This is a genomic window from Flavobacterium zhairuonense, from assembly GCF_004352915.1.
Lineage (GTDB): Bacteria > Bacteroidota > Bacteroidia > Flavobacteriales > Flavobacteriaceae > Flavobacterium > Flavobacterium zhairuonense.
The window spans coordinates 34,296-60,425 of record NZ_SJSY01000065.1 but is presented as its reverse complement, the minus strand read 5'-3'; the positions used below and the strand labels follow the sequence as shown (position 1 = coordinate 60,425).

Here is a 26,130-nt window from a genome sequence, read left to right as displayed (position 1 = left end):
TTTTAATGATGACGCAAAGTTATTGGCGACATATTAGTCCTTAATTTGATGTGTGTTATAAGACGGTTAGAGCAACATTAGAAAACGATTAGAGTACTGGAAAAAGTAGTGTTACCGCTGTTCCTTCATCTTTTTTAGATGCAATGCTAAAATCAATATTGTTTTGTTTGAAGATAATATTGGCCAACGAAAGTCCAACACCGCTTCCTTTTATGTTTTTTACATTTTTACCTCTGTAAAAGGTTTGTTTAATGAAGATTAAATCGTCTTCGCTAATTCCAGTTCCGCGGTCTTCAATGACAATTTTGAGTTGATTGTTTTGTTCCAATAGACTTATTTTTATCGGATTTCCGTTCGAGTATTTTACGGCATTTTCTATAATATTGTATAAAGCGATTTTAATTTCGTTGCTGTTTCCTCTTATTGAAAGCAGTTTATCATTTGTCACTTCTAGAACAATTTGTATCGGAGCATTTTTTAGATCGTAAATAGCGGGAAGCTGATCGTTAATGTCCCAAACTAATTCATCAACTCTAAATATTTCGTTGAGTTCTGTATTATCTCGCAAGCCCGAAAGCATCATCAAAGTATTCATGGTGTCTTCGATTTGATAGACATTTTCTAATACTTTCTCAGACATTTCTTTGTATTCGGAGCTGGATCTGTCTTTTTGGGCAAATACTTCTAAGTTTCCAGAAATTGCAGTTAAAGGTGTTTTAAATTCATGCGAAACATAGTTGATAAAGTTTTTTTGAATGATAAAAGTATCCGATAAACGTTTAAACAAATTGTTATAGGTTTCGACCAATTCCTGAACATCATCTTTGGTATTTGGAGAAACAATCTGTCGATCCAGCGACGAAGCCTGAATTTCGTTTACCTGATCAATAATGTTTCTTATAGGGCTGTAAGCCAGGTTAGAAAGAACACGGCTCACAATATAAATCGTAATCAATCCGATGATTAAAACCATAATCATGATGATTTGCAATTGATTGGTCATGGTTTTAAACTCGACATCATTTTTTTTAACGAAAACCACAAAATCTCCCTGATTGTCGTGATAGTAACTTCCAAAATAAAAATGATGTTTGGATTTAAAACTGAGCTTTCTGTTTTTCCTTATGTAATCCAGTTTTTCGACATTGATATTAGCATCAATTGTTTTGTCGCCGTAAACAATTTGATTTTTATTGTTGTAAACACGCGTGATGATTTCAAGTGAATTTTCCCTGAATTGCTGTCCAATCAACAAATGCTGATTTTTGGGAAGTTCGTCTTTTTCGAGATAGAAAATTCCGGTAAGCAAACACGTTTTTTGCAATTCGTTATAAATAATCTTTTCTGAATAACTGTAGAAAGAATAATACGTAATAACAGAAGCAATGACAAAGACAACGCTAAAAGTAAAAGACGATATTAAGGTAAACCTATTGCGTATTTTCATGATTCTTCTTTAAGCATATATCCCGTTCCTTTTATGGTGTGGATGAATTTATGATTTTGCTCAATTTTGTTTCGTAAATAAGAAATATAAACATCGACAACATTGGTATTATTGTCGTAATTAATGCCCCAAACAGCATTTAATATTTGCGTTCTCGGAATTACTTTGTTTCTGTTTTCTAATAAATATAACAACAGTTTATATTCTCTTGGCGATAAATCGATAGGGTTATTGTTTTCTGCAACCTTATGTTCTGCTGGATTTATGGTCAAACTTCCCAGCGTATATAAGGTTTCTTCTTTGTCATAATTAAATTTTGTTCTGCGGGTAAGCGCGTTGACTCTAGAAATTAATTCTTTAAAATGAAATGGTTTTACCAAATAATCATCGGCGCCAGAATCTAAAGCGATTACTTTATCGTCGGTATCGCTCAAAGCGCTTAACATTAAGACGGGCGTATGATTTTTTTTGAAACGCATAAGTTTCACCAACTGTATGCCGTCAATTCCTGGAAGCATAATATCCATTAAAATAATGTCCCAAATATCCTGTTGGATGAGATCTCTGGCAATCTCACCGGTTTCGGCAAGATGCACAGTAAAGTTGTTTTCCTCCAAACCTTTTACTATAAATTCGCTGATGCGTTTATCATCTTCTATGAGTAAAACATTCATATATGGTATATTATAATAGTTGTTGTTTTGATTAAAACGGAAATATTTTAATCTTCTGATGAGTTGTTTTCAAAAAATAGGATTGTCAAAAGTAATATTTATTTTTTGAACCATATAAGGACATGTGTCTTATTAAAATTGAGTTTTGTTATCGAATTATTTAATCTTTAAAGAAATACAAGCTTAAATGTAGTTTATGAAAACAAAAACGTCTAATCTAGCCCCGATGGAAGTGGCATCTCCCGATTTAGAAAAACAAGGCTTTTTCAGCCGTAGTTTTTGTTAATCGGGAATATAGCGGACAGCGGGACCGGACTTTCTTATGAAAACAAATTTTTCTGCTCCTGATAAAAATTAGAATATTTTATGTTGTAAATTCTAATAGCCTAATACTCTGATGAATCTAAGATTTACAAAAATCTAACAAATGAAACGGTCAATTAAACGTGATTTTTGAGTATTTTCGTAGAATTAAATCTAATACATGAAAATAGCAATAGTTTGTTATCCGACGTTTGGCGGTAGTGGGGTAGTAGCCACTGAGTTAGGTCTTGAATTAGCCAGACGAGGACACGAAATACATTTTATCACATATAGTCAGCCAGTTCGATTGGCACTTTTAAATCCGAATGTTCATTATCATGAAGTAAATGTTCCGGAATATCCATTGTTTCATTATCAGCCTTATGAATTAGCTTTATCGAGCAAACTTGTCGATATGGTGAAATTATACAAGATTGAAGTTTTGCACGTACATTATGCTATTCCACATGCTTATGCGGGTTATATGGCAAAGCAAATGCTGAAAAATGAAGGGATTAATCTTCCGATGATTACAACGCTTCACGGAACTGATATTACGCTTGTTGGAAATCATCCGTTTTATAAGCCTGCGGTGACTTTCAGTATCAATAAATCAGATTATGTGACTTCGGTTTCGCAAAGTTTGAAAGATGATACTTTAAAATTGTTCAAAATCAAGAATAAAATTAAGGTGATTCCGAATTTCATTGAATTGGACAAAGTAGTAAAAGATCCAGATGCGCCTTGCCATCGTTATGTAATGGCGAAGGAAAATGAGCGTATTGTGACGCATATCAGTAACTTTAGAAAGGTGAAAAGAATTCCAGATATCATTAAGATTTTCTATAATATTCAGAAAGAAATGCCTGCTAAATTGATGATGGTGGGTGATGGTCCTGAAAAGGAAAAAGCGGAAGTTTTATGTATGGAATTAGGAATTTACGACAAAGTAATTTTCTTTGGAAATAGTAACGAGATCGATAAGATTTTATGTATGACCGATTTGTTTTTGCTTCCTTCAGAGACTGAAAGTTTTGGTTTGGCAGCTTTAGAAGCTATGGCTCTAGGTGTTCCTGTGATTTCTAGTAATTCAGGAGGTTTGCCTGAAGTTAATTTTGATGGCGTTTCGGGGTATTTGAGCAATGTTGGAGATGTTGAACAAATGGCTGAGAATGCAATTAAGATTTTAAAAGATGACGTAACTTTGAAAGAGTTTAAAAAGAATGCATTGGAAGTTGCGAAGAAATTTGACATCAAAAATATACTTCCAAAATACGAAGCATTGTATCAAAAAGCAATTGATGATTATAAAGAGTAAGAAAGCAATCTAAATAATTTAATGAATGAAAAAGGTAATTTCAGTTTTAGCAGTTTTTGTTTTGATTTCGTGTGGGGCAAAAAAAACTTCGGGTTCGACGGCTTTGTATGAAGTTTTGACCGAGCAATCGAATGGCGGAGGAAACATCAAATTTTTTGAAATTTTGACCGAGCCAAATGAAATTAAAATGCTTCAAAATGATCCGCTTTTGGCCGGTAAGATGAAGCAGGCTGATATTAACAATTCAAATTATGTTATTTTGAATATGGGCGAAAAAAATACCAGCGGTTATTCTATTGGAGTTGAAAAAGTAGAGGAGACGGATAAAAATATTATTATTACGGTTAAAGAAAATAATCCGGCACCAGATGCAATGTTAATGCAGGTGGTTTCATATCCTTATACAGTAGTGAAAATTCATTCTAAAAAAGAGATTATTATTAAGTAATTAGCTATTAGTTATTAGTAATTAGTTATTAGTAATTAGTTATTAGTGAAAAGTTAGGGGCAGATGTTGGGCTGAGTGTAGTCGAAGCCCTATTACTTCGCTTGCTCTTCGACTTTTTTCAGAGTGATAATCAATTGACGATTTAAACATAAAAAAAACCTGTCGTAATAAAACGGCAGGTTTTCTTTTACAATTATTTTTTATTTTTATTTAGAATTTGAATTTGATTCCTAAACCAACATCAAATCCAAAGTTATCATCATCGTAATATCCAGAACCAATTTCTGGTCTTGCGTCTAATGATAAAAGAATTGGCACTTCTTTAAAACCATATTCAATTCCTATATCTCCTGCAGCAAAAACATACGTTCCGCTGTCATTATATTTTGTGTTTCCGTTATAATAATCGTGATCCCAAGCTGCAAGTCCTCCACCAACACCTGCGTACCAGTTGAAGCCTCCGTCTATATTCCAAACCCATTGATAAAGTGCTACACCTTTGATAGCATCAACGTCACTGCTGTTTCTCCATCCTAAATCAAATTCTAGTCTGTTTTTTTGATTTAATCCTCTTTGATAAGATACTTCTCCTCCAAAACCGTTATTGTCTCCCAAACGCAAACCTAGCGCGTTTTTTGCAATGTCTTGTGAATGAGCCGTAAATGCTAAGCCTAATAACATAATGGCTGATAAAATGATTTTTTTCATAAAAATGATTCAATTAATTTTTTTTCAAATGTATAACTACAACTATGTAGAGAACGTATAAAATTTTTGAAAATTGTTATATAATTTACATTTTCGTGAAAACTATCTTTTGTAATATAAGTTGTAAAATGGATTAAATGTTGTCTTTTTTTAGCTTACTGGCTTGTTTTTCAATTATAGAAGTCAGCAACTGAGAAGTTAGGTTGTCTTCCATTTCAAATAAATTTTCTTCTTCTATAAAATTGTTTTTTTCGTAAGTGTATAATTTCCAACGTTTTTTATGATATTCTAAAGCAGTAAGATTTTCAACCCAATCGCCTGAATTTAGGTATAAAGTAGAGCCGTGTTTGTTTTCTATAGTTGCTATTTTGGGTTCATGAATATGCCCGCAGATAACGTAGTCATATTTTTTTTCAATTGCCAAATCAGTTGCTGTCGTTTCAAAATCAGAGATGAATTTTACAGCTTTTTTTACACTAGCTTTTATTTTTTTAGAAAAGGAATAAGGTTCTCGGCCTAATTTGGTCAGGCACCAGTTTGCAAATCGGTTAGAAAGAATTAAATAGTCGTAGCCCAATCCGCCAAGTTTTGCGATCCATTTTGAGTGTTGTACTGAAGCATCAAAAACGTCTCCGTGAAAAATCCACGCTTTTTTATCATCTAATTCAAGAACTAGTTTGTCAAGCAAAGAAAAATTTCCCATATTCATATCACTGAATTTTCGAAGAATTTCATCGTGATTTCCGGTGATATAATACACTTTTGTTCCTTTGGAAGCCATCCCGATAATGCGCTGAATCACTCTTAAATGTGCTTTCGGGAAATAAGATTTTCGAAATTGCCAAGCATCGATAATATCTCCGTTTAAAACTAATGTTTTAGGTTTAATGCTTGATAGATAGTTGTTTAATTCCTTAGCGTGGCTTCCGTAAGTTCCCAAATGGACATCAGAAATAATGACCAATTCGACATTTCGTTTTTTCAATTTTTCGTGATTTGAAGTTTAGCAAATAAAAGAAACTACTGCTGGATTTATTTTATCAAAAGGTTACCAATTTGGGGTCAATTTTAATAAATTATGATTTTTAAAGTCCTTAACCTTTAATTAATAATCACAATTTTATATTTTTTAATTTAATTCATAAAACTTACATTTGCTAAAACTAAAAACATGGCAGGAAATAGCTACGGCACATTATATAGAGTTACAACATTTGGAGAATCGCACGGTGAAGCTTTGGGCGGTATTATTGATGGTTGTCCATCAGGAATTCAATTGGATTTTGAAGCAATTGAAGTTGAAATGGCGCGAAGAAAACCTGGACAATCAGCAATTGTTACACAAAGAAAAGAACCAGATGCGGTTCAGTTTTTATCTGGAATTTTTGAAGGAAAAACAACAGGAACTCCAATCGGTTTTATTATTCCGAATACCAACCAAAAATCGGACGATTACTCTCATATTAAAGATAATTATAGACCAAGCCATGCTGATTATGTATATGACCAAAAATATGGTTTTCGTGATTACAGAGGTGGCGGAAGAAGTTCTGCACGTGAAACTGCAAGCCGTGTAGTTGCTGGAGCGATTGCAAAACAGATGCTTCCTGAAATTAAAATTAATGCTTACGTTTCTTCTGTAGGCCCAATTCATTTAGATACTCCTTATCAAGATTTAGATTTTTCGAAAATTGAAAGCAATCCAGTTCGTTGTCCAGATGAGAAATCTGCAGCAATTATGGAAGAGTATATTCGTGATATCCGCAAACAAGGTGATACTGTTGGAGGTGTTGTTTCATGTGTGATTCAAAATGTTCCTGTTGGATTGGGAGAACCTGTTTTTGATAAATTGCATGCCGAATTAGGAAAAGCAATGCTTTCTATAAATGCCGTAAAAGGATTTGAATACGGAAGCGGTTTTTCTGGATCAGAGATGAAAGGAAGCGAACACAACGATTTGTACAATCCTGACGGAACTACAAAAACAAATCTTTCTGGAGGAATTCAGGGAGGAATAAGCAACGGAATGGATATCTATTTCAGAGTAGCTTTCAAGCCAGTTGCGACAATTATGCAAACTCAAGATTCATTAGATAATAAAGGAAATATCACACCAATGACTGGCAAAGGACGCCATGATCCTTGTGTTGTACCTCGTGCGGTGCCAATTGTTGAGGCAATGGCTGCAATTGTTTTGGCTGATTTTTACTTAATCAACAAAACATATTAATAAAAGTTAAGACAGTGAGGGTCTTAATATTTTAATTTAAAACAAATAATTAATGCAACAAGTTACAGAAACTAAAAAAAAATCATTTCTTTCAGGATTAACAGGTCAGATTATTGTCGCAATGGTCTTAGGTGCCACTTTGGGGATTATATTGCATGGAACACTTTCTCCTGAAGGCGCACAATCTTTCAGCAGCAAAATTAAAATGCTGGCAACTATTTTCATTCGATTGGTTCAAATGATTATTTCGCCTTTAGTATTTACTACTTTGGTAGTGGGAATTGCTAAGCTTGGTGATATCAAAACAGTTGGAAGAGTGGGCGGAAAAGCTCTGGGATGGTTTTTTACAGCATCATTTATATCATTGCTTATTGGTTTATTTTATGTAAATATTCTTGAGCCAGGAGTAGGTTTGAAATTAGGTCATGTTGATATGACAGCTGCGGCAGAAGTAACTGGAAAAACTAAAACACTTTCTGTTGAGAATTTTGTTGAGCATATCGTTCCAAAAAGTCTTTTTGAGGCAATGGCAACTAATGAAATCCTTCAGATTGTAATATTTTCGATTTTTTTCGGATTGGCTGCGGCGTCTATCGGAAGTCCTGTAAAACCCGTGATTAATGCATTAGACAAAGCTTCACATATCGTTTTGAAAATGGTGAATTATGTAATGAACTTTGCTCCAATTGGTGTGTTTGGTGCCATTGCAGGGGTTTTTGCCATTAGAGATGCTGAAGAATTAGTAATTACCTATTTCAAATTTTTTGGGTCATTTTTAGTTGGTATCAGCACTTTGTGGGTTGTCTTGATTGGAGTTGGTTATATTTTCTTAAAAGGAAGAATGACTGAATTGCTAAGACGTATTGTTGGGCCATTGGCAATTGCTTTTGGAACAACTAGTAGTGAAGCGGTTTTTCCAAAATTAACTGAAGAATTGGAGGATTTTGGTGTAAAAGATAAAATCGTTTCTTTCATGTTGCCGCTTGGTTATTCATTCAACTTAGACGGAAGTATGATGTACATGACGTTTGCCAGTATCTTTATTGCTCAGTTTTATGGCGTTCATTTAGATATTCCAACGCAAATGGTAATGCTTTTGGTTTTAATGCTTACTAGTAAAGGAATTGCAGGTGTGCCAAGAGCAAGTTTGGTGGTAGTTGCCGCTACATGTGGAATGTTTGATATTCCTGTTGAGGGAATTGCATTAATTTTGCCGATTGACCACTTCTGCGATATGTTCAGAAGTGCAACTAACGTACTAGGTAATGCATTAGCAACTTCTGTTGTTGGACAATGGGAAAGTAATAAAGAAATAAATGCTGGTTTAGAGGAATAGAGCCCAAGGTTCAGATTTATTTGTCTGGTTTTTATCAGATTAAAGCATAAACAAAAATTAAGAAAGCTGTATTTTTATTTTAAATACAGCTTTTTTTTATTTTTAAGTGTATATTTGGGAAAATTAGCCATTTATGCCCCGAATGCGGATTTTTTTCCTTCTAATCTTTTTTCTGAATTGTGTTTGCAGTTCGGCATTCACGCAGTCTGAAGCAATTTCTGAGGCTAAGGTAAATAAGCTTGTTAAACAAGCATGGGATGATTTTAAAGATTCAAATTTTGAAAAATCATTGATTACTTCTCGAGTTGCATTAAATTATGCAACAACTATAAAAAACAATGTCTTAATAGCGAAGTCGTATAAAATAATTGCTGGCAATTACAGTGAATTGTCTGAATTTGATAAAGCTATTTTTTTCTACAATAAAAGTTTGTTTTACGCTAATAAAACAAACAATGATTCGATAAAATACAGTTTGCACAATAACTTAGGAAATCTTTATTGTTTTGAAAAAAAACAATTTGATAAGGGGATTTCATATTATAAAAAATCAATAGCATACAGTTTAAAAATAAATGATATTGACCAAGTATATTTTACCAACGTCAATATTGCCTGGGCTTATTTTGATGTCGGAAAATTTAAAGAAGGTTATCCTTATTTAAAATTCGTAGGCAATAATATTGAGAAATACGGCGATGAATCGACAGAGATTGTGGTAAATATGCTCAACGGAATGTATTCATCTTTCAAGAATGAAAATGATACTGCAAATGCCTATTTTTTGAGCGCAATTGCGGCAGGAAAAAACGGCAACGAAAAATCAGATTTGTCATATGCGCATTTAGAGTATTCCAAGTTTTTGCTCAAAATCAATAAATATAAGGAAGCTTATGAAAATCTTACGCTTTATAATCAAATAACGGAAGAATTATACAACCAGGAGAAAATAAAAAAAGCCTCTACTGCAGGTTTCAATCTTGAACTTGATGAATATAAAAGGCAGATTGATAAAATCGAAAACGAGAAAATCTCGCAATATCAAAGCCTTAAAAAATCGCGTATTATTGTGATTTTGTTTGTGCTGATCTCGTTGATCTTACTTGTTTTGATTGTTACGTTGATCAAAAATATCAGATTTAAAAAGAAACACAATTTGGAGCTTCTTAAAGCTAAAGAAATTGCTGAGGAAGCCTCTTTGCTCAAAACACAATTTATTTCGACTATAAGCCATGAATTGCGTACGCCGCTGTATGGTGTAGTTGGTATTACTAACATGCTTTTAGAAGAACATAAGGAATTGTCAAGAAGCCAGCATTTAAGTTCGCTGAAATTCTCTGCCCGATATTTGCTTTCTCTTGTAAATGATATTTTGCAGATAAACAAAATTGAAGAAAATAAGGTAGTGTTGGAGAACTTGACATTTAATATTTCTGATGAAATTATGATGATCAAAAATTCGCTTTCTTTTTTATCTCAGAAAAACAATAACAAGATAAATGTTTATATAGACCCCAATATTCCTGAATATTTGATAGGCGATAAGTTAAGACTTGCACAAATTTTGATGAACTTGGTCAGCAATGCTTTGAAGTTCACCAAAAATGGAGAAGTTGAAGTAAAGGTTGATCTTTTGAAGACAGACGGAAAAAATCATTTCTTAGATTTTCTCATAAAAGATAACGGTATCGGGATTGCAACTGTTGATCAAAGCAAGATTTTTGAAAAATTTGTTCAGGTTGGCCGAAAAGATGAAGATTATCAAGGGACGGGACTTGGTTTGAGTATCGTAAAACGTTTATTGGGATTGTTTGGAAGTACAATTACTTTAGAAAGTGATTTGGGACAAGGGACTTCATTTTCATTTGTAATTCCGTTTGAGCATGATCCAGAAAAAACGATAAAAATTATCAATGAAATTGAAGTAGATCTGACCTCAAATGAAGTTCATAAAATTTTGATTGTCGAAGATAACCGCATTAATCAGCTGGTAACGAAGAAAATTATTGAGAAGAATAATTATGACTGTAAAGTCGCAGATGATGGTTTTGGCGCATTGGAAATTTTGCAAAAAGAAACTTTCGATCTTATTTTAATGGATATTAATATGCCATTAATGAACGGATTTGAAACCAGTAAAAGAATTCGTTTGCAGGGTATCAAAACACCAATTGTTGCTTTGACAGCTTTTGATAAAGATGAAATAACAGATGAGGCAATTTCATCTGGAATAAACGATATTATAATCAAACCTTTTGAGCCTGTCAAGCTTTTTAAGATTATAAGTTATTTGATTGAAGAAGCAAAAAACGCTGGTTAGTACCAGCGTTTTTTATTTTTCTTAGAAGTATTTGATTTTCTTGATTTGTGAGCGCCTCCGCTTCTGTTGGAGTTTTTTGGTTTTTCGCCGGCTCCAGGACTTCCAGAATGCCATTGATAAGGATGCTCACTAATTATTTTGACATCAACTTTTATTAGTTTTTTAATGTCTTTCCAGTAAGGTTCTTCGTCTTTTCCACAAAATGAAATCGCAATTCCGCCATTTCCTGCACGTCCTGTACGCCCAATTCGGTGCACATAGGTTTCAGGGATATTAGGCAAATCAAAATTGATTACATAAGGAAGTTGTTCAATATCAATTCCTCGCGCCGCAATATCGGTAGCGACCAAAACGCCAACTTCTTTGTTTTTAAATGCATCCAAAACGCGCTGTCTTGCATTTTGCGATTTATCTCCGTGAATTGCTTCTGCCGGAATATCTTTTTTGCGAAGTGCTTTTACAACATTATCAGCGCCATGTTTAGTTCGTGAAAAAACTAAAACATTTGATAAGTTTTCTTCTTTAATTAAATGGTAAAGCAAATTTCTTTTTTCGGTTTTGTCAACGAAATAAATGCGTTGTTCTACATTTTCTGCGGTTGATGAAACAGGCGAAACTTCAACTTTTTCAGGATCTTTCAAAAACATTTCTGCCAATTCGCGAATAGCTATCGGCATTGTTGCAGAGAATAATAAAGTCTGGCGATTTTTTGGCGTAAGCTTTACAATTTTTTTCACATCGTTTATGAATCCCATGTCCAGCATTTGATCGGCTTCGTCCAAAACCAAAGTATGCAAATGGTCAAAATCAAGAAAGCCTTGTTTGTGTAAATCAAGCAATCTTCCCGGAGTTGCAACCAAGATATCGACTCCGTTTTTTAAGGTTTCAACTTGTGGATTTTGCGAAACGCCTCCAAAGATTGTTAATTGTGTTAAATTGGTGTATTTGCCGTAAGTGTCAAAACTTTCTCCAATTTGCACGGCAAGTTCGCGAGTAGGCGTAACCACAAGTGCGCGAATTTGTTTGGCTTTTTTTGATGAACCTACAATTCGGTGTAACTGATGTATGATTGGGATTGCAAATGCTGCTGTTTTTCCTGTACCTGTTTGCGCACATCCAATTAAATCTCTTCCTGATAAAATGATCGGAATAGATTGTTCCTGAATTGGAGTGGGGTTTAGGTAGCCTTCTTCAAATACGGCTCTTTGTATACTTTTTGAAAGTGATAAATCTTCGAATAACATATCTTAGGTGTTAAGAATTTAGTTTAAAACACTAAAAATTCTGTGCAAAGATAGGTTTATTCGATCAAACGTTTATTTGATTCTTGTATTATTTGGGAAATGTGTGGTTTTAAGCCGGTTGAAGTTCAGTTGGATTTTTCTTTTTCATTGTTTGCTTTTATGAAATCAGTAATTAAATAACCAATTAATTTTCCAATCAAATTGTTGTTTGGAGAATCGGCTAAATCTGGCGCTCCTTCGCAAATATGCAAGTAAGTAGCGTTTCTATGTTGTCCGAAGAAAGAAACAAACTGGCGCAGTTCTTCTACAGAAAAACCGCTAATAGTCATGGCGCTGCTGGCGATATTCGGAATAGCATCCAAATCAATTTCAATTCCAAAAGAATCATTTTGAATAAACCCTAAAGCCAAAGCCATTTCTCGATTAAAATCTTTTTCTTTTCGGATATTCACGCTGTCATAAGTATTATATCGCACACGATCTTCTAGTTTTTTGATGATATCCAAAACACTTTTTGAAGTATAATTTTCGTGCAGTCCGAAAATGAAGTATTTTTTCAGAAAACCTTCTTCGTAAGCATAAGAGAAGCCATTTCCACTGTGACGGCCTTCTAGGATCCTAAAATCAGAATGTGCGTCAAAGTTGATTGCGTTTATAGGTTTTCCTTTGGCAAGAGCAGAACCTTTTATATTTCCATAAGCATTATTATGGCCTCCGCCAATGATGATTGGAGTTTTTCCTGCTTTGATAATGGTGAAAATAATATGAGAAACCTCTTTGTCAATTTTTTCAACAAGCTGACTCAATTTTGATCGATCATCGATGTCATTAAAGTCTAGATTTTCGACATCTCGCATTTCTTGCGAAACATTGATTTGTCCTAAAACAATGATCTGGCTTCCTTTTGAAAAACGATTATGTTGGATATTGGCAATACTTTTTATAGCATTTTCCCATGCCGATGCTGTACCCGGACGGCCATAATTTGCGCGCACGCCAATATCTTCAGGAATTCCTAAAAGTACATATTTAGCCTCACTTTCAGTCAAGAATTTTACTTTGTCAGCCTCTTTGGGAATGACAATCATTTTTTCGCCGAATTTAATTTCGCCGCTTCGGTGATTTGTGACTTTAGCTAAATCATTAACAGTAAAAGGAATTAATTTCTCCATATAAAAAAAATATTGTCCAAAAATAATATAATTGTGTCAACATACGTTATTAAGATATATTAATTCTTAAATTTGTTAATAAAGAAAATTATTAAATATGGAAAACCCAAAGAACAACAACTCAAGTCTAAAAGCGGTAATCGCAGTTTTAGCAGTCCTACTGATTGGTAGTTTAGTGTATATTTTTAAATTATCTTCTGATACAGAAGTGGTTAAAACTGAGCTTACCACTACAATGACAGAAAAAGAATCTGTTATGAAGGATTTACAAGAATTAAAAGCAACTTATGATGCTGCAATCGCTGAGAATACTTCAATGTCTGACGAATTGATTCAGGAAAGAGATAAAGTAGTAGCTCTTATGGATGATTTAAATAAATCAAAAGGAGATGTTTCTAAATATAAATCTCAAGTTCAAGCGATGCAGGCTAAAATGAAAACTTTAGTTGCTGAAAATGATGAGCTGAAAAAACAAAATGGTGTTTTAACTACTCAAAGAGACAGTACTATCGTAGTTTTGGGAGAGTCTAAAAAATACAATGAAGTATTAGTTGGTCAAAACGAAGAGCTTGCAAAAACGGTTGAAAAAGGTTCTAAATTATCTATTTTAAACACAAAAACTGCAGCTTACAAATTGAAAAGCTCTGGAAAACAAATTGAGACAGATAAAGCAAGCCGTGCTGATGTGTTGAAAGTAAGTTTTACAATTGCTGAAAATTCAATTGCAAAATCTGGAGATAAAACATATTATGTTCAAGTTATTGATGCTAAAAACAATGTTTTAGGAGAAAAGAAAACAGAAAGTTTTGGTGATAACTCTTTAACTTACAGTTTTAAAACTACAGTTAAGTATGAAAATAAAACTGTAAATGTAACTGAAGATCTTCCAGGTAAAGATTTTGCAAAAGGAACTTATTTTATCAATGTTTTTGATAATGACGAGTTAGTTTCTAAAACAAGTTTCAGTTTAAGATAATCTGCCGTCAGGGATAATAATACCACTTTGATATTAAAGGTCTGTGAATTTTCACAGACCTTTTTTTATGGAGTTTTTATTCTAAAATTTTTCCTTCCAAGAAAACAGATTCAATTAAATTGCTTCCAAAAGCGTATGGAATTTGGTAGTAAGAAGAAATTGGTTTAGTCAGAATTAAATTTGCTTTTTTTCCTTTTGTGATACTTCCGTGAGTTTCTGAAAGTCCCATTGCATAAGAGCCATTGATTGTTGCTGCATTAATCGCTTCTTCTGGTGTCATTTTCATTTTGATGCACGCTGTTGCCACGACAAAATTCATATTCCCAGATGGAGTAGAGCCTGGATTGAAATCTGTCGCTAAAGCCAATGGTAGGCCAGCTTTAATCATTTCACGCGCAGGTGTATACGGAATGCTTAGAAAATAAGAACAAGAAGGAAGGGCAACTGGCATTGTTTCCGACCCTTTTAAAGCATCAATGTCTTCTGGATTCATTATTTCAAGATGATCAACAGAAAGCGCATTAAATTTAACGCCAGACTGAATGCCGCCAATTGAGTTGAATTGATTAACGTGAATTTTTGGTTTTAAGCCAAAATCAATTCCGGCCTGCATGATTTTTTCTGTTTCTTCGACTGAAAAATAACCACTTTCGCAGAAAACATCAATATATTCGGCTAATTTGTTTTGGGCAATTTCTGGAAGCATTTTAGTAATGATTTCATCGATATAGCCAGCTTTGTTTTCTTTATAATGTGTTGGAAAAGCATGGGCGCCCAAAAATGTAGCTTTAATGGCAATTGGATAATTTTCGGCCAACTTTTTAATTACACGAAGCATTTTTATTTCGCCTTCAATCGTTAATCCGTAACCTGATTTTATTTCAACAGCGCCGGTTCCTAAGTACATTACTTCTTCCAAACGAACTTTTGATTGTTCGTAGATTTCTTCTTCTGAAGTTTCATTTAGTTTTTTAGCCGAATTTAAAATCCCACCGCCACGATTAGCAATTTCTTCATAAGTAAGTCCGTTAATGCGATCTACGAATTCTTGTTCGCGGTTTCCTGCATAAACAATATGAGTGTGGCTGTCGCACCAAGTTGGCAGAATTACTTTTCCTGTAGCGTCAACAATTTTATCGGCGCTTATTTGAGGCAAATTTTCCATTGGCCCAAAATCTTCGATAAGGCTGTCTTTTATAATTAAAAAAGCATTTTTTATCGACGGCAGTATTGCCATTTCAGGACCTGAAACTTTAGCGATTGAAGTTTCACGAACTTGTAATAATTCTTGGATGTTTTTGATTAATGTGATCATCAATGTGGATTGTTATAAAACACAAATTTCACAAATTCTCACGTATTTATATGTGAAAACTTGTGAAATTCGTAAAATTATTTGTTTCGAAATTATTCAGAAACTGTTATTTCAAACATTTTGCTCCAGTTTTTGCCAGTTACAAAAATGGTTTTAGTTTTAGGATTGTAAGCAATTCCGTTTAAAACATCATCTTTAGTAATGTCGCTCATAAATTTGCGTAAGCCAGACATGTCTAAGATTCCTTCAACTGCTCCAGAAGTTGGATTTACAACTGCAATAGCATCTTTTAGCCAAACGTTTGTATAGATTTTTCCGTCAATCCATTCCAATTCATTAATAGCTTTTATTTTAGATTCGCCAGAATAAACATTGATGTAGTCAATCATTTTTTGTGTAGCTGGATCCATTTTCCAGATTTTTTCTGTTTTATCTGTTTGGTAAATGTATTTTCCGTCATTAGTCATTCCCCAACCTTCAATATCTTTATCGTAGGCAAAAGTTTTTTCAAGTTTTAAAGTATTGGCATCATAAATAAAGCCTGTTTTTTCCTGCCATGTAAGCTGGAATAATTTTCCATTAATGAAAGTAATTCCTTCTCCAAAATACTTTTTATCAAGATCAATTTGTTTGAAAACTTTTCCTGTTTTATAGTCATATTTTCTTAAATATGAAGTTCCGTTTTGTCCTGTACTTTCATATAAAGTGTCTTTGTAAAACTCGAAACCTTCTGTAAAAGAAGTAGTGTCGTGCGGATAAGAATTGATGACTTTATACTTTAATAATTTAGGTTGGATATCAGAAACTAATTCAACTCTTTTCGTAGCATCAGAAGAATCTCCGCCAAAATAAACAGTCGCTTTCAAATATTGATAACCCAGTTTTTGATCTTTTAATTCAAATTTGAATTTTTCAGCGCCTTTTGTACTTCCTACTCTTTTGTCATTAACAAAGTAGGCAATACTGTCGATTTCTATCGATTTTGGATTCAAAACTCCAATAGAAACTGCTTCTTTTTGTGTAAAATGAGCCGGAAAAGCAGCATCATCAATATTAAATAAAGAATTTTCACCTTTATTTTTTTCGCCACATCCAACAAATGTTATTCCTAATAAAATGACAGCTAGGAAGTTATATTTTTTCATAGTTTAAAATTTGAATAAGCCAATATACAACGATATTTTTATAGCAACAAAGCTCTTGCAAAAATATAAAAAGATTGTATATTTGCACCGGCAAGTCCTACACGACCAGCTCCTGCAGACTCCCCCAGGATGGGAACATAGCAAGGGTACGTGGTTGAGCGGTGCGATGTAGGTCGCTTGCCTTTTTTTTTTTTTCGTTATAAAGATTCTTTTTAGAATTCATATAAATCTAATCTTCCTTCGGGGAGATTTTTTTATTTTTGGACTTTTTGGGAATGAAATCATTTAGCAAAAGTTATCATCGTTTGCTGCGTGACTAATTTTTGACTCTAAAAATACTTTTAACTTATAACATTTAACATCTAACAAGAAAAATGAATAAAGTTGTTTTGATTACCGGAGGATCGTCAGGGATTGGAAAATCAATTGGTGAATTTTTGCATAAAAAAGGCTATGTCGTTTATGGAACGAGCCGAAATCCAGAAAAAGTACTTAATTCTATTTTTCCGCTTGTTGCTTTAGATGTTAGAAATTCGGATTCAATAAAAAGTGCGGTGGCTAAAATTTTAGAGATTTCAGGAAGATTGGATATTGTGATCAATAATGCTGGAGTTGGAATTACCGGGCCTTTGGAAGAAATTCCGATGGAAGAAATCAAAAATAATTTTGAAACGAATTTTTTTGGTCCAATCGAAGTGATGAAAGCTGTTTTGCCACAAATGCGTGAGCAAAAATCTGGGCTTATTATTAATATTACTTCTATTGCTGCCTATATGGGATTGCCATATAGAAGCGTTTATTCGGCTTCAAAAGGTGCTTTGGAATTGATTACCGAAGGATTGAGAATGGAAGTAAAGCAATTTGGAATCGAAATTACAAATGTTGCTCCAGGCGATTTTGCTACAAATATTGCTGCAGGACGTTTTCATGCGCCAGTAATAAAAGGCTCGGCTTATGAAAAAGTGTATGGTGATACTTTAGCAACAATGAATGAGCATGTTGATGCAGGAAGCAATCCGAATGAAATGGCTGAGGCAATTTTTAAAATCATTCAGACTAAAAAGCCAAATGTGCATTATAAAGTTGGTGTTTTTATGCAAAAGTTTTCGATTGTTTTGAAACGCGCACTTCCGGATAAAGTCTATGAAAAAATGCTGATGAATCATTATAAACTTTAAAAAAATGAGGCAAATAGTAAGATTTCAAACATAATTGTCAAATTGCTTTAAATTTTAAAACCGTTATTGGCATTGATTTCGTAATTTTGCACCGAATTTTTCAACACACAATTATAAATATATAGATTATGAAATTTTTTATTGATACAGCTAATTTAGCTCAAATTAAAGAAGCGCAGGCTTTAGGTGTTTTAGATGGTGTAACCACTAATCCATCATTGATGGCAAAAGAAGGAATTACCGGAAAAAACAACATTTTGAAGCATTATGTTGATATCTGTAATCTTGTTGAAGGTGATGTAAGTGCAGAAGTAAATGCGCTTGATTATGATGGAATGATCAAAGAAGGTGAAGAGTTAGCTGAATTGCACGATCAAATCGTTGTAAAATTGCCTATGACCAAAGAAGGTGTTATGGCGGCAAAATATTTTTCTGATAAAGGAATCAAAACAAACGTAACTCTTGTGTTTTCTGCTGGACAAGCTTTATTAGCTGCAAAAGCGGGTGCGACTTATGTTTCTCCGTTCGTAGGGCGTTTAGATGATATTTCAACTGACGGTTTGAACTTGATTCAGGAAATTAGAGAGATCTACGATAACTATGGTTACGAAACTCAAATTTTAGCAGCTTCAGTACGTCACACAATGCATATTGTTAACTGTGCAAAAATTGGTGCTGATGTTATGACTGGACCATTATCTGCAATCACTGGATTGTTGAAGCATCCTTTGACTGATATAGGTTTAGCACAGTTTGTTGCTGACTTTGAAAAAGGAAATAAGTAATAATCAGGTTTTTATAAAATATTTAAATCGTCTTTTTTAATAAAAAAGACGATTTTTTTTTACTTTTATGTAAACGTAAAAAGAAATATTTATGAAAATCATCTTAGTTTTAGTTTCGTTTTTTGTTGCGACAGTATCGATAAATGCGCAAGCCAAGGTTTTAACCAGTGTTAACGATGCAGGCGATGTGGCTACTTATGAGCTAGATTGTACAATCAAGTTTCAGTCTTTGGCAAAAGGTCTTCGTTATAATATTACCCGACATGAGTTTAAAGGGCCAGAACTTAAAAACAGTTATCGTTTAATGTTGGTAATGGATGGTTTTTATTTGAAAACCCCAAATAAGGAAATGACTATTTCAGCAGTTTTAACGGATGGTACTGTTGTTGAAGCAAAAAAGATAATAGAAGATGACGGTTTTTTTGATGGAGCCTGTACTTTAAGAATAAAAGATCCTAAAGCGCTTTTAGCGGCTAATATAGACAAGGTTATTGTTCATGCTGACAAAGATGTTGTTTATAAGATTTCTGAACAAAGCAGAGCAATTTTCAAGAAGAATTTGAGTAATATTATTGATGCTAAGTAAGCTTCTAGGGCTTTTCTTTTATCAAAAAAAAAAAATCCAAATTCCATTTAACTGGAATTTGGATTTTTTTATTGGTGTTTTTGAATTTTAGTGTCCGCCACCGCTACCTTCAACGTGGTTAATGCCTTGTCTTTTTAATATTTTAGGACAATAGAAGCCATAAAATGCTAGATATGCAAAGCCCAGAAGTGGCACTACATAAGAGAAGTGTGTATATGAAATTCCGAAAATCCCACCTGGGTTTGTAATGTCTAAATCACAAATGCTACCTTGGATTAATGGAATAACTCCTCCTCCAAGAATCATCATAATCAAGAAAGATGAAGCTTTTCCTGTGTTTTTTCCTAAACCTGCAATCGCTAAATCGAAGATCGATGGCCACATGATAGATAAGAATAAACCTCCAGAGATAAAGAAGAATTTTGCAATTGATGGATCTGGCCAAACTAATCCAGCAATCATCATTGTGATTCCTGACAATCCGAAAAGCATCAAAGTTTTTCCTGCATTTTTTCCTCCTACGAAACTTACTGCAATAAACAATAAAATCCAGATTGGGTAAATATAGAATGTAGAAACATCATGAGCAGCAAAAATGTTAGCTCCAATAATAACTCCAAATGCCAAAGCAGGAACGATGAATTTTAAAGCTGTATTTACAAGGTTAGAAGTGTTGAAAACGTTTACACCACCATTCCAGCGTCCAATCATTAAACTTCCCCAATATAAGGCGATAAATGGTGCAATAGCATCTTCTAAAATATTTCCAAATTCTTTTGTGTGCAATAAAGCTGGCAAATTACTAATGATAGTTACCTCAGTACCTACATAAATGAAAATTCCAAGCATTCCAAGATATAATTGTGGATAATCAAGGATGTTGAATTTAGCGTGTTTGTGCTCGATTATTGCTTCCTCTTCGTCAACTTTTGCTGGATCTTCAATTTTTGAAAAATACATGAAAACTGCCACTACGATAAAAGCAAGACCTAAAATGATAAATGGTAATTTGATGTCTTCTAAAGAAAGGTTTGTTTTTTTGTTGTCACCCATTCCGAAAAGCGCAATTCCTAATAAGATTGCTCCAATTGTTGTTCCGAAAGAGTTGATACCTCCTGCTAATGTCAAACGGTGTGCTCCAGTTTCTGGGCTTCCCATTTTAATAGCAAGCGGATTTGCAACAATTTGTTGGATAGAAAATCCTAAACCTACCGTAAACAGTGCCGTTAAGAAGAAAGGGAAACTTTGCATTGTTGCTGCAGGAACGAATAAGAATGAACCAACAGCAGAAAGGATTAATCCTGCAGCTAAGGTTTTTTTGTACCCGAATTGCTGTAAAACATCTCTTTTTAGAGATACTAAAAAGAAGATAATTGATCCAACAAAGTAAGCGGCATAGAAAGCCCAGGCTACTAATTGCGATTGTACTTGCGATAAAGTAAATACTTTTTTGAAAACTGGTATCAGGATGTCATTGGCAGAACCAACAAAACCCCAAAAGAAGAAGACGATTATCAATGAGATAAATTGTCCCCACTTGGTCTGTACATTTTCTGAACTCATAATTGTAATAAGGTTAATTTTTTATTATAGTGTTTTTTGAAGACCGTAAATATATTTGTTACGAATAGCAAAAAAAAATAAAAAGGCACAAATAATGTTAAATTTAAACAAACAACATCATTTTTTCAACAATGTGTTAGTTTTAACTTAGTTAGAAAATGAAAAATGTAATCAGATTTATTCCAGAATTTTGTTTTTTACGTCCTTACTGTAGTTTCTACCAATAGGAATGGTGTAAGATTGGATTTGAATGCGGTTTCCTTCGATCGATTTTACCTTGTTTAGTGCAATTACGTATGATTTATGTATGCGCAAAAAGCGATCAGCAGGCAATTCTTCTGATAAAGATGTTAGGGATTTATGCGTAATATAGGTTTTGTCTGGAGTAACTACTTTTATGTATTCCTTCATTCCTTCGACAAAAAGGATTTCTTCAATATTGATTTTCATCATTTTTTTATCGACTTTGATGAAAATATGAGAATCGCCTTTTGTTGCTTCAACTTTAATATTGTTTTTTAGATTGTATTCGGTAGTGATTTTGTTGATGCATTTTATGAATCTTGGCAACGGAATTGGTTTTACTAAATAATCTAAAACATCAAGATCATAACTCTCGGCGGCAAATTCCCTAAAAGCGGTTGTAATAATGACTTTGGTTTTGTTTTCGATGAGGCTGATCAATTCAAATCCAGTCATCATTGGCATATTGATATCTAAAAAAACAGCATCAACAGGCGTGCTGTTTAAAAAGTCAAGTGCCTCAAGTGAATTATTGAATGTAGCAACAACTTCAAAATCTGGAAAATTAGTAAAGTAATTTTGCAGAACTTTGATAGCTAATGGTTCATCGTCGATCAAAACGCATTTAATCTTCATTACGAATAGGTATTTGCAAACGTATTATATAGTAGTTCAGTTTTGTAGCCTGTTTTAAGCTGAAATTATTCTTGTAAATTAATTTCAATCTCTTTTTGGTATTGATTAATCCAATTCCTCCTTTTGGATTAAGATTTTGTGAAATTACAAAATTATTTAGGATTTCAAAATCTAACAATTTGTTGTCGATAACTTTACAATTGATCTTGATTTTAAGGTTTGGATTGTTTAAGGCGCCATGTTTAAAAGCGTTTTCAACTAATGATATGAAGATTAGCGGAGGCACAACAACATCTTCAATATTTGATTCCAGATTAATGGTAACTTCCACATTTTCAAATCGGAGCTTTTCGATTTCGATGTAATTTTGGATGTAGTCGATCTCTTTAATTAAAGGCACAAACTTGGTTCCTTTTACATCATATAAAACATATTCCATCAAGTTGGATAATTTGATGATCACATCTGGAACTTTATCTGAAGATTCTAGAGACAATGCATATAAATTATTCAGCGTATTAAAGAAGAAATGCGGTTGTATTTGATTTTCAAGATATTTTAATTTGATCTTGAATTGATTTTCTCTTAAAGATCTGTTTCTTTCACGTTCTCGAAGCCAGGTTAAAGTCAGATATACAGATGACGCCATTGCCAGAACATACAATTCTCCAATACAAACCGCTACAATATGGTTGAGTTCAAACGGATGATATTCGCGATTAGCTTCTGGCCAAATATTTTCGGATATTATATAATAGGTAAGGGCAGTTTTGCATAAATACATTGCAAATAAACTCAGCAGAAGTAAAAAAGTATATAGGATGTATTTTTGTTTTAAGACAAATCGCGGCACCAAAACAAAGAGATTGAAATATACTAAAGGTATGACTAACGCAAACTCAATCGAATTTGATTTGAAAGCATAAGGATAATCATTAAAGTATGCTCCCCATCTTAAAAAATTTAAAGTGAAATAAATGCTCCAAAACCAGATATGATTTTGAATCTTGATATTGAACTTTAGTTTTTGAATTTCCTTCAACTTTACTTGGGTTAGCTTTTTGTGCAAATATCTAAATATAGTGCAACTTTAAACAATTAGTAGCTAAAACGCAATTCTTTTGAATAAAAAAACGTAAAAAAAGTGAAATCATGCTTAATTTCAATGAGATAACGTTTTCGTAAAACATAATGTTGAATGATTTGTGTTGTTTGTTTAAGGTTTTTTGCTGTTTGTATAAATTGTTTTATTTATGTTAAAATTAACAATAAATTTATCGCATAACTAAAAAAAACCATGAAAAAATGAAACAATTTGTATTAATCTTTGTGATTTTTCTCGCCTCGCAATTTGCGAATGCACAGGCGAAAACTATCAAAGGTTTGGTAAGCGATGAGAGCGGATTGCCGTTGCCTGGAGTAACTGTATTAGTTCAAGGTACAAAAAACGTAACTCAATCGGATTTTGACGGAGTCTATACGATTCAGGCATCTACAGGAGATGTTCTTGTGTTTTCGTATATCGGAATTAAAACTAAAAGTGTTACTGTTGCAGGAGCTAACACAATTAACGTTGTACTGACTCCTGATGCACAAAATTTAAATGAGGTAGTTGTAACTGCATTAGGGATCAAGAGACAAAAGAAAGAATTGGGTTATGCAGTTCAGGATGTCAAAGGAGAACAATTAAACAAAGTAATTACAACAAACGTTGCTACAGCGCTTTCAGGTAAAGTAGCCGGTGTTGATGTATCTATTCCTGCTACTGGTGTGGGAGGAAGTACAAGAGTTATTATTAGAGGTATATCTAGCATAGGTGAGAGTAATCAGCCACTTTATGTTGTTGATGGTGTTCCAATTGATAACTCTGGTTTGAATAATGATCAAGCAGCTACAAGTAAATGGTTTGATGGAAGAGATAGTGGAGACGGTATTTCGAGCATCAATCCAAATGATATTGAAAGCTTGACGGTTCTTAAAGGTGCAGCAGCAGCGGCGCTTTATGGTTCTAGAGCGTTAAATGGAGTAATTTTAATTACTACTAAAAAAGGTAGCAAAGGAAAACTGCAAGTTGAATTAACAAGTGGTGTGAGTTTTGACCGAGTAAATGCTAAATACAGTGACTATCAAACGGAATACGGTACTGGTTCAAACGGAATTTTACCAGATCCAAATAAAGCTCCTACTGAAATTTACGGATATACTACAAACGCGTGGGGACCTAAATTCTCTGAAACAGTAGGACAACAAGTTAAAATATTTGATGGTTCAATGCGACCTTACGCTAAAGTAGATAACAATATTCAGGATTTCTTTAAGACGGGAGTTACAACATCAAATGGAATTGCGCTTTCAGCAGGAAGTGATAATGCTTTTGTTCGTTTCGGATTCAATAGTCTTAAAAATGACGACGTAATTCCAGAATCTGGTTTAGAAAGAAACAACGCGACTTTGAATGGTACTATCAAATCCGATAAATTTACTTTGGATGCCAATGTAAATTATATTGCTGAAAATACGAATAACAGACCAGGTTTGGGAGATTCACCAAATAACGTTGGATATTCATTAAGCGGTTTAGCACCAAATATTGATCAGGCTTGGCTTAAAAATTCGGTAAATCCAGTAGACGGTTCAATGTATCAGTGGAATAATAATGTGTATTTGTTGAATCCGTATTGGGTTGTAAATGAAAATCATAATGCTACGGTAAAAAACCGTTTTATTGGTAATGTTACAGGAACTTATCAGGTTAAAAATTGGTTAGCATTAACATTCAGAACAGGTTTGGATACTTATAACTTTAATTCTAAAGATTTTATGGCTAAAGGAAGTACTTGGCCAGGAAGAGATTTAGGTTATCTTGGATTAGAAAATATTACAGTTTCTGAACAAAATACTGACTTTATAGCAACGTTCAGCAACATAAAATTAGCTACAGATTTGACGCTTTCTGGAATTTTAGGAACAGGAAGAAGAGATTTCAGAAGACAGCAAAATTCTAGATTCGGAACAAATATTATTGAGCCGGGTACAGAATATATCAGCAATTTCTCTAATCAGACAGAGAATGCACCACAGGACACAAAAACGAGAACAAATTCAATTTACGGTTCTGCTAAATTCGATTACAAAGGATATTTGTATGCTGAGTTTACAGGAAGAAATGATTGGTTCAGCGTAATCAACAAAGATGCTTTTTATCCAGCAGCTTCATTAGGTTTTGTTTTCTCTGATGCGTTTGATATTAAGAGTGATGCTTTCTCTTACGGAAAATTCAGAGCATCTTGGGCACAGGTTTCAAATGCGCCAGGAGCTTATAAAAATGCTTTAAATTATACTACATATTCTGCTTATAACGGAGGTAGTGTTGTAAATATTAAAAATACTTCGGCACCAAATCCTAATTTGACATATCAATCTAAAACTGGAATTGAGTTTGGACTTGAAACGGCTTTCTTCAAAAACAGATTAAAAGCTGATATTACAGTTTACCGTGAGGATACTTCAGATCAAACAATTGATTTGCCTTCTTCTGCGACTTCTGGTTATGAGTACATTTCAGTAAATGCGGGTAAACTTCGTAATGAAGGTATTGAGATTTTCTTATCAGGAACACCAATCAAAACTAAAGATTTTGAATGGGGAATTGATTTGAACTTTTCTAAAAACAAAAACTCAATTGTTTCTTTACATCCAGATATTGACACTTATACTATTTCTGAAGCTCGTTGGGCTGGTGCCGCGATTGTTGCGCAAGTTGGAGGTCAATACGGAACTATTATAGGTAAAGATTTCCAAAAAACACCTACTGGAGAAAATATAATAGGGGCAAATGGTCTTCCGGTTTACACAGATACTAAAGTTGCTTTAGGAAAAGGGCTTCCAGACTGGGCAGCAGGTTTGACAAACCGTTTTTCTTATAAAGGATTTACGTTCCAATTTTTAATTGATATGAAATTTGGAATGGATGTTTACTCAATGACAAACTCACTTGCGGCACAAAAAGGACTTCTTGATGTTACGACAGAAGGAAGAGATGCTTATAATGCAGCAAGAGCACAAGCAGTTGCAAATGACCCTAACTTTAGCCAAGCAACTTGGATTCCTACAGCAGGTTATGTTGCAAACGGGGTAGTAAATACTGGAACAGAAGCTAATCCTGTTTATGTGAAAAATACAACTCCTGTAAATCCGCAAGATTACTGGAACTCAGTTTTCAACAACACGCCAGCGCCATTTATTTATGATGCTTCTTATGTGAAATTAAGAGAGGTAAGTTTAGGTTACCAAATTCCAAGAAGTGTTTTTGGCGGAGCAAAAATCAACTCAATTTATGTTTCGGCTTTCGCAAGAAATTTATTCACTTTCAATAAAGACTTGCCGAACATTGATCCAGAGTCTATGTACACTTCAGGAAATGGACAAGGTTTTGAATATGGTTCATTGCCATTCAGAAGATCGTATGGTTTTAATCTTAAAGTTACATTCTAAAAAAAGAAA

The 26,130-nt window shown here is 33.7% G+C and carries 21 protein-coding genes and 1 other RNA gene; 11 read left to right on the top strand and 11 right to left on the bottom strand.

Annotated features, from left to right (window positions below; all coding sequences use genetic code 11):
• Window positions 1-88: 88 nt before the first annotated feature.
• Both EYY60_RS03735 and EYY60_RS03730 read right to left on the bottom strand, forming a co-directional pair.
• On the bottom strand, window positions 89-1,447 hold the full coding sequence (locus EYY60_RS03735) for a sensor histidine kinase (protein ID WP_132988064.1): 1,359 nt from the start codon (window positions 1,445-1,447) through the stop codon (window positions 89-91).
• Window positions 1,444-2,121 carry a response regulator transcription factor gene (locus tag EYY60_RS03730; RefSeq protein WP_132988063.1) on the bottom strand — a complete coding sequence of 226 codons (678 nt, stop codon included), beginning with the start codon at window positions 2,119-2,121 and terminating at the stop codon, window positions 1,444-1,446. The genes EYY60_RS03735 and EYY60_RS03730 overlap by 4 nt, the downstream gene beginning before the upstream one ends.
• A 484-nt stretch (window positions 2,122-2,605) precedes the next feature.
• On the opposite strand from EYY60_RS03730, the gene bshA reads away from it, so the two are divergent.
• Both bshA and EYY60_RS03720 read left to right on the top strand, forming a co-directional pair.
• Complete coding sequence (bshA, locus tag EYY60_RS03725; RefSeq protein WP_132988062.1) at window positions 2,606-3,742, top strand: N-acetyl-alpha-D-glucosaminyl L-malate synthase BshA; 1,137 nt, start codon at window positions 2,606-2,608, stop codon at window positions 3,740-3,742.
• A 25-nt stretch (window positions 3,743-3,767) separates the two neighbouring features.
• Window positions 3,768-4,190: a protease complex subunit PrcB family protein gene (locus tag EYY60_RS03720; protein WP_132988061.1), complete on the top strand. Its 423-nt coding sequence runs from the start codon at window positions 3,768-3,770 to the stop codon at window positions 4,188-4,190.
• Between the two features lie 210 nt (window positions 4,191-4,400).
• Here EYY60_RS03720 and EYY60_RS03715 read toward each other — a convergent pair whose 3' ends face one another.
• Both EYY60_RS03715 and EYY60_RS03710 read right to left on the bottom strand, forming a co-directional pair.
• Window positions 4,401-4,898 (bottom strand): hypothetical protein, encoded by a 498-nt coding sequence (locus EYY60_RS03715; protein ID WP_132988060.1) that lies wholly within the window; start codon window positions 4,896-4,898, stop codon window positions 4,401-4,403.
• A gap of 133 nt (window positions 4,899-5,031) precedes the next feature.
• On the bottom strand, window positions 5,032-5,883 hold the full coding sequence (locus tag EYY60_RS03710; protein ID WP_132988059.1) for a UDP-2,3-diacylglucosamine diphosphatase: 852 nt from the start codon (window positions 5,881-5,883) through the stop codon (window positions 5,032-5,034).
• 186 nt (window positions 5,884-6,069) lie between these two features.
• Here EYY60_RS03710 and aroC point away from each other — a divergent pair, with 186 nt between their 5' ends.
• The 3 genes from aroC to EYY60_RS03695 all read left to right on the top strand — a co-directional run bounded on the left by aroC (window position 6,070) and on the right by EYY60_RS03695 (window position 10,784).
• Complete coding sequence (aroC, locus tag EYY60_RS03705) at window positions 6,070-7,128, top strand: chorismate synthase (protein WP_132988058.1); 1,059 nt, start codon at window positions 6,070-6,072, stop codon at window positions 7,126-7,128.
• A gap of 52 nt (window positions 7,129-7,180) precedes the next feature.
• Window positions 7,181-8,464: a dicarboxylate/amino acid:cation symporter gene (locus EYY60_RS03700; RefSeq protein WP_132988057.1), complete on the top strand. Its 1,284-nt coding sequence runs from the start codon at window positions 7,181-7,183 to the stop codon at window positions 8,462-8,464.
• A 142-nt stretch (window positions 8,465-8,606) separates the two neighbouring features.
• Window positions 8,607-10,784 carry a response regulator gene (locus EYY60_RS03695; RefSeq protein ID WP_235832285.1) on the top strand — a complete coding sequence of 726 codons (2,178 nt, stop codon included), beginning with the start codon at window positions 8,607-8,609 and terminating at the stop codon, window positions 10,782-10,784.
• Here EYY60_RS03695 and EYY60_RS03690 read toward each other — a convergent pair.
• Window positions 10,781-12,028, bottom strand: a complete 1,248-nt coding sequence (locus EYY60_RS03690; protein ID WP_132988055.1) for a DEAD/DEAH box helicase — start codon at window positions 12,026-12,028, stop codon at window positions 10,781-10,783. The two genes, EYY60_RS03695 and EYY60_RS03690, sit on opposite strands and share 4 nt — an antisense overlap.
• 125 nt (window positions 12,029-12,153) lie before the next feature.
• Complete coding sequence (locus EYY60_RS03685) at window positions 12,154-13,200, bottom strand: formimidoylglutamase (protein WP_132988054.1); 1,047 nt, start codon at window positions 13,198-13,200, stop codon at window positions 12,154-12,156.
• Between the two features lie 97 nt (window positions 13,201-13,297).
• Between EYY60_RS03685 and EYY60_RS03680 the strand changes: the two genes are divergently transcribed.
• A complete protein-coding gene (locus EYY60_RS03680; RefSeq protein ID WP_132988053.1) occupies window positions 13,298-14,176 on the top strand; it encodes a hypothetical protein in 879 nt (292 codons plus the stop codon).
• 76 nt (window positions 14,177-14,252) lie between these two features.
• On the opposite strand, the gene hutI is transcribed toward EYY60_RS03680, so the two are convergent.
• On the bottom strand, window positions 14,253-15,491 hold the full coding sequence (gene hutI, locus EYY60_RS03675) for an imidazolonepropionase (RefSeq protein WP_132988052.1): 1,239 nt from the start codon (window positions 15,489-15,491) through the stop codon (window positions 14,253-14,255).
• Window positions 15,492-15,583: 92 nt separating this feature from the next.
• Window positions 15,584-16,636 carry a glutaminyl-peptide cyclotransferase gene (locus EYY60_RS03670; RefSeq protein ID WP_132988051.1) on the bottom strand — a complete coding sequence of 351 codons (1,053 nt, stop codon included), beginning with the start codon at window positions 16,634-16,636 and terminating at the stop codon, window positions 15,584-15,586.
• A gap of 88 nt (window positions 16,637-16,724) precedes the next feature.
• Here EYY60_RS03670 and ffs point away from each other — a divergent pair.
• The 4 genes from ffs to EYY60_RS03650 all read left to right on the top strand — a co-directional run bounded on the left by ffs (window position 16,725) and on the right by EYY60_RS03650 (window position 19,185).
• Window positions 16,725-16,822, top strand: an RNA gene (gene ffs / locus EYY60_RS03665) — signal recognition particle sRNA small type.
• A gap of 188 nt (window positions 16,823-17,010) precedes the next feature.
• The gene (locus EYY60_RS03660; RefSeq protein ID WP_132988050.1) at window positions 17,011-17,814 is read left to right on the top strand and encodes an SDR family oxidoreductase; all 804 of its coding nucleotides are present in this window, start codon (window positions 17,011-17,013) and stop codon (window positions 17,812-17,814) included.
• A 128-nt stretch (window positions 17,815-17,942) separates the two neighbouring features.
• Window positions 17,943-18,599 (top strand): fructose-6-phosphate aldolase, encoded by a 657-nt coding sequence (gene fsa, locus EYY60_RS03655; RefSeq protein WP_132988049.1) that lies wholly within the window; start codon window positions 17,943-17,945, stop codon window positions 18,597-18,599.
• 91 nt (window positions 18,600-18,690) lie between these two features.
• Entirely contained in the window at window positions 18,691-19,185 is a 495-nt protein-coding gene (locus EYY60_RS03650; protein ID WP_132988048.1) for a hypothetical protein, read from the top strand.
• Window positions 19,186-19,272: 87 nt separating this feature from the next.
• Here the strand turns inward: EYY60_RS03650 and EYY60_RS03645 are convergent, their stop codons facing one another.
• The 3 genes from EYY60_RS03645 to EYY60_RS03635 form a co-directional block, all read right to left on the bottom strand.
• Window positions 19,273-20,748 (bottom strand): MFS transporter, encoded by a 1,476-nt coding sequence (locus tag EYY60_RS03645; protein WP_132988047.1) that lies wholly within the window; start codon window positions 20,746-20,748, stop codon window positions 19,273-19,275.
• A 177-nt stretch (window positions 20,749-20,925) separates the two neighbouring features.
• Window positions 20,926-21,627 carry a LytR/AlgR family response regulator transcription factor gene (locus EYY60_RS03640; protein ID WP_132988046.1) on the bottom strand — a complete coding sequence of 234 codons (702 nt, stop codon included), beginning with the start codon at window positions 21,625-21,627 and terminating at the stop codon, window positions 20,926-20,928.
• Window positions 21,617-22,411, bottom strand: a complete 795-nt coding sequence (locus EYY60_RS03635) for a sensor histidine kinase (RefSeq protein ID WP_235832284.1) — start codon at window positions 22,409-22,411, stop codon at window positions 21,617-21,619. The genes EYY60_RS03640 and EYY60_RS03635 overlap by 11 nt, the downstream gene beginning before the upstream one ends.
• A 521-nt stretch (window positions 22,412-22,932) precedes the next feature.
• On the opposite strand from EYY60_RS03635, the gene EYY60_RS03630 reads away from it, so the two are divergent.
• Window positions 22,933-26,121 (top strand): SusC/RagA family TonB-linked outer membrane protein, encoded by a 3,189-nt coding sequence (locus EYY60_RS03630; RefSeq protein WP_132988044.1) that lies wholly within the window; start codon window positions 22,933-22,935, stop codon window positions 26,119-26,121.
• Window positions 26,122-26,130 lie beyond the last annotated feature (9 nt).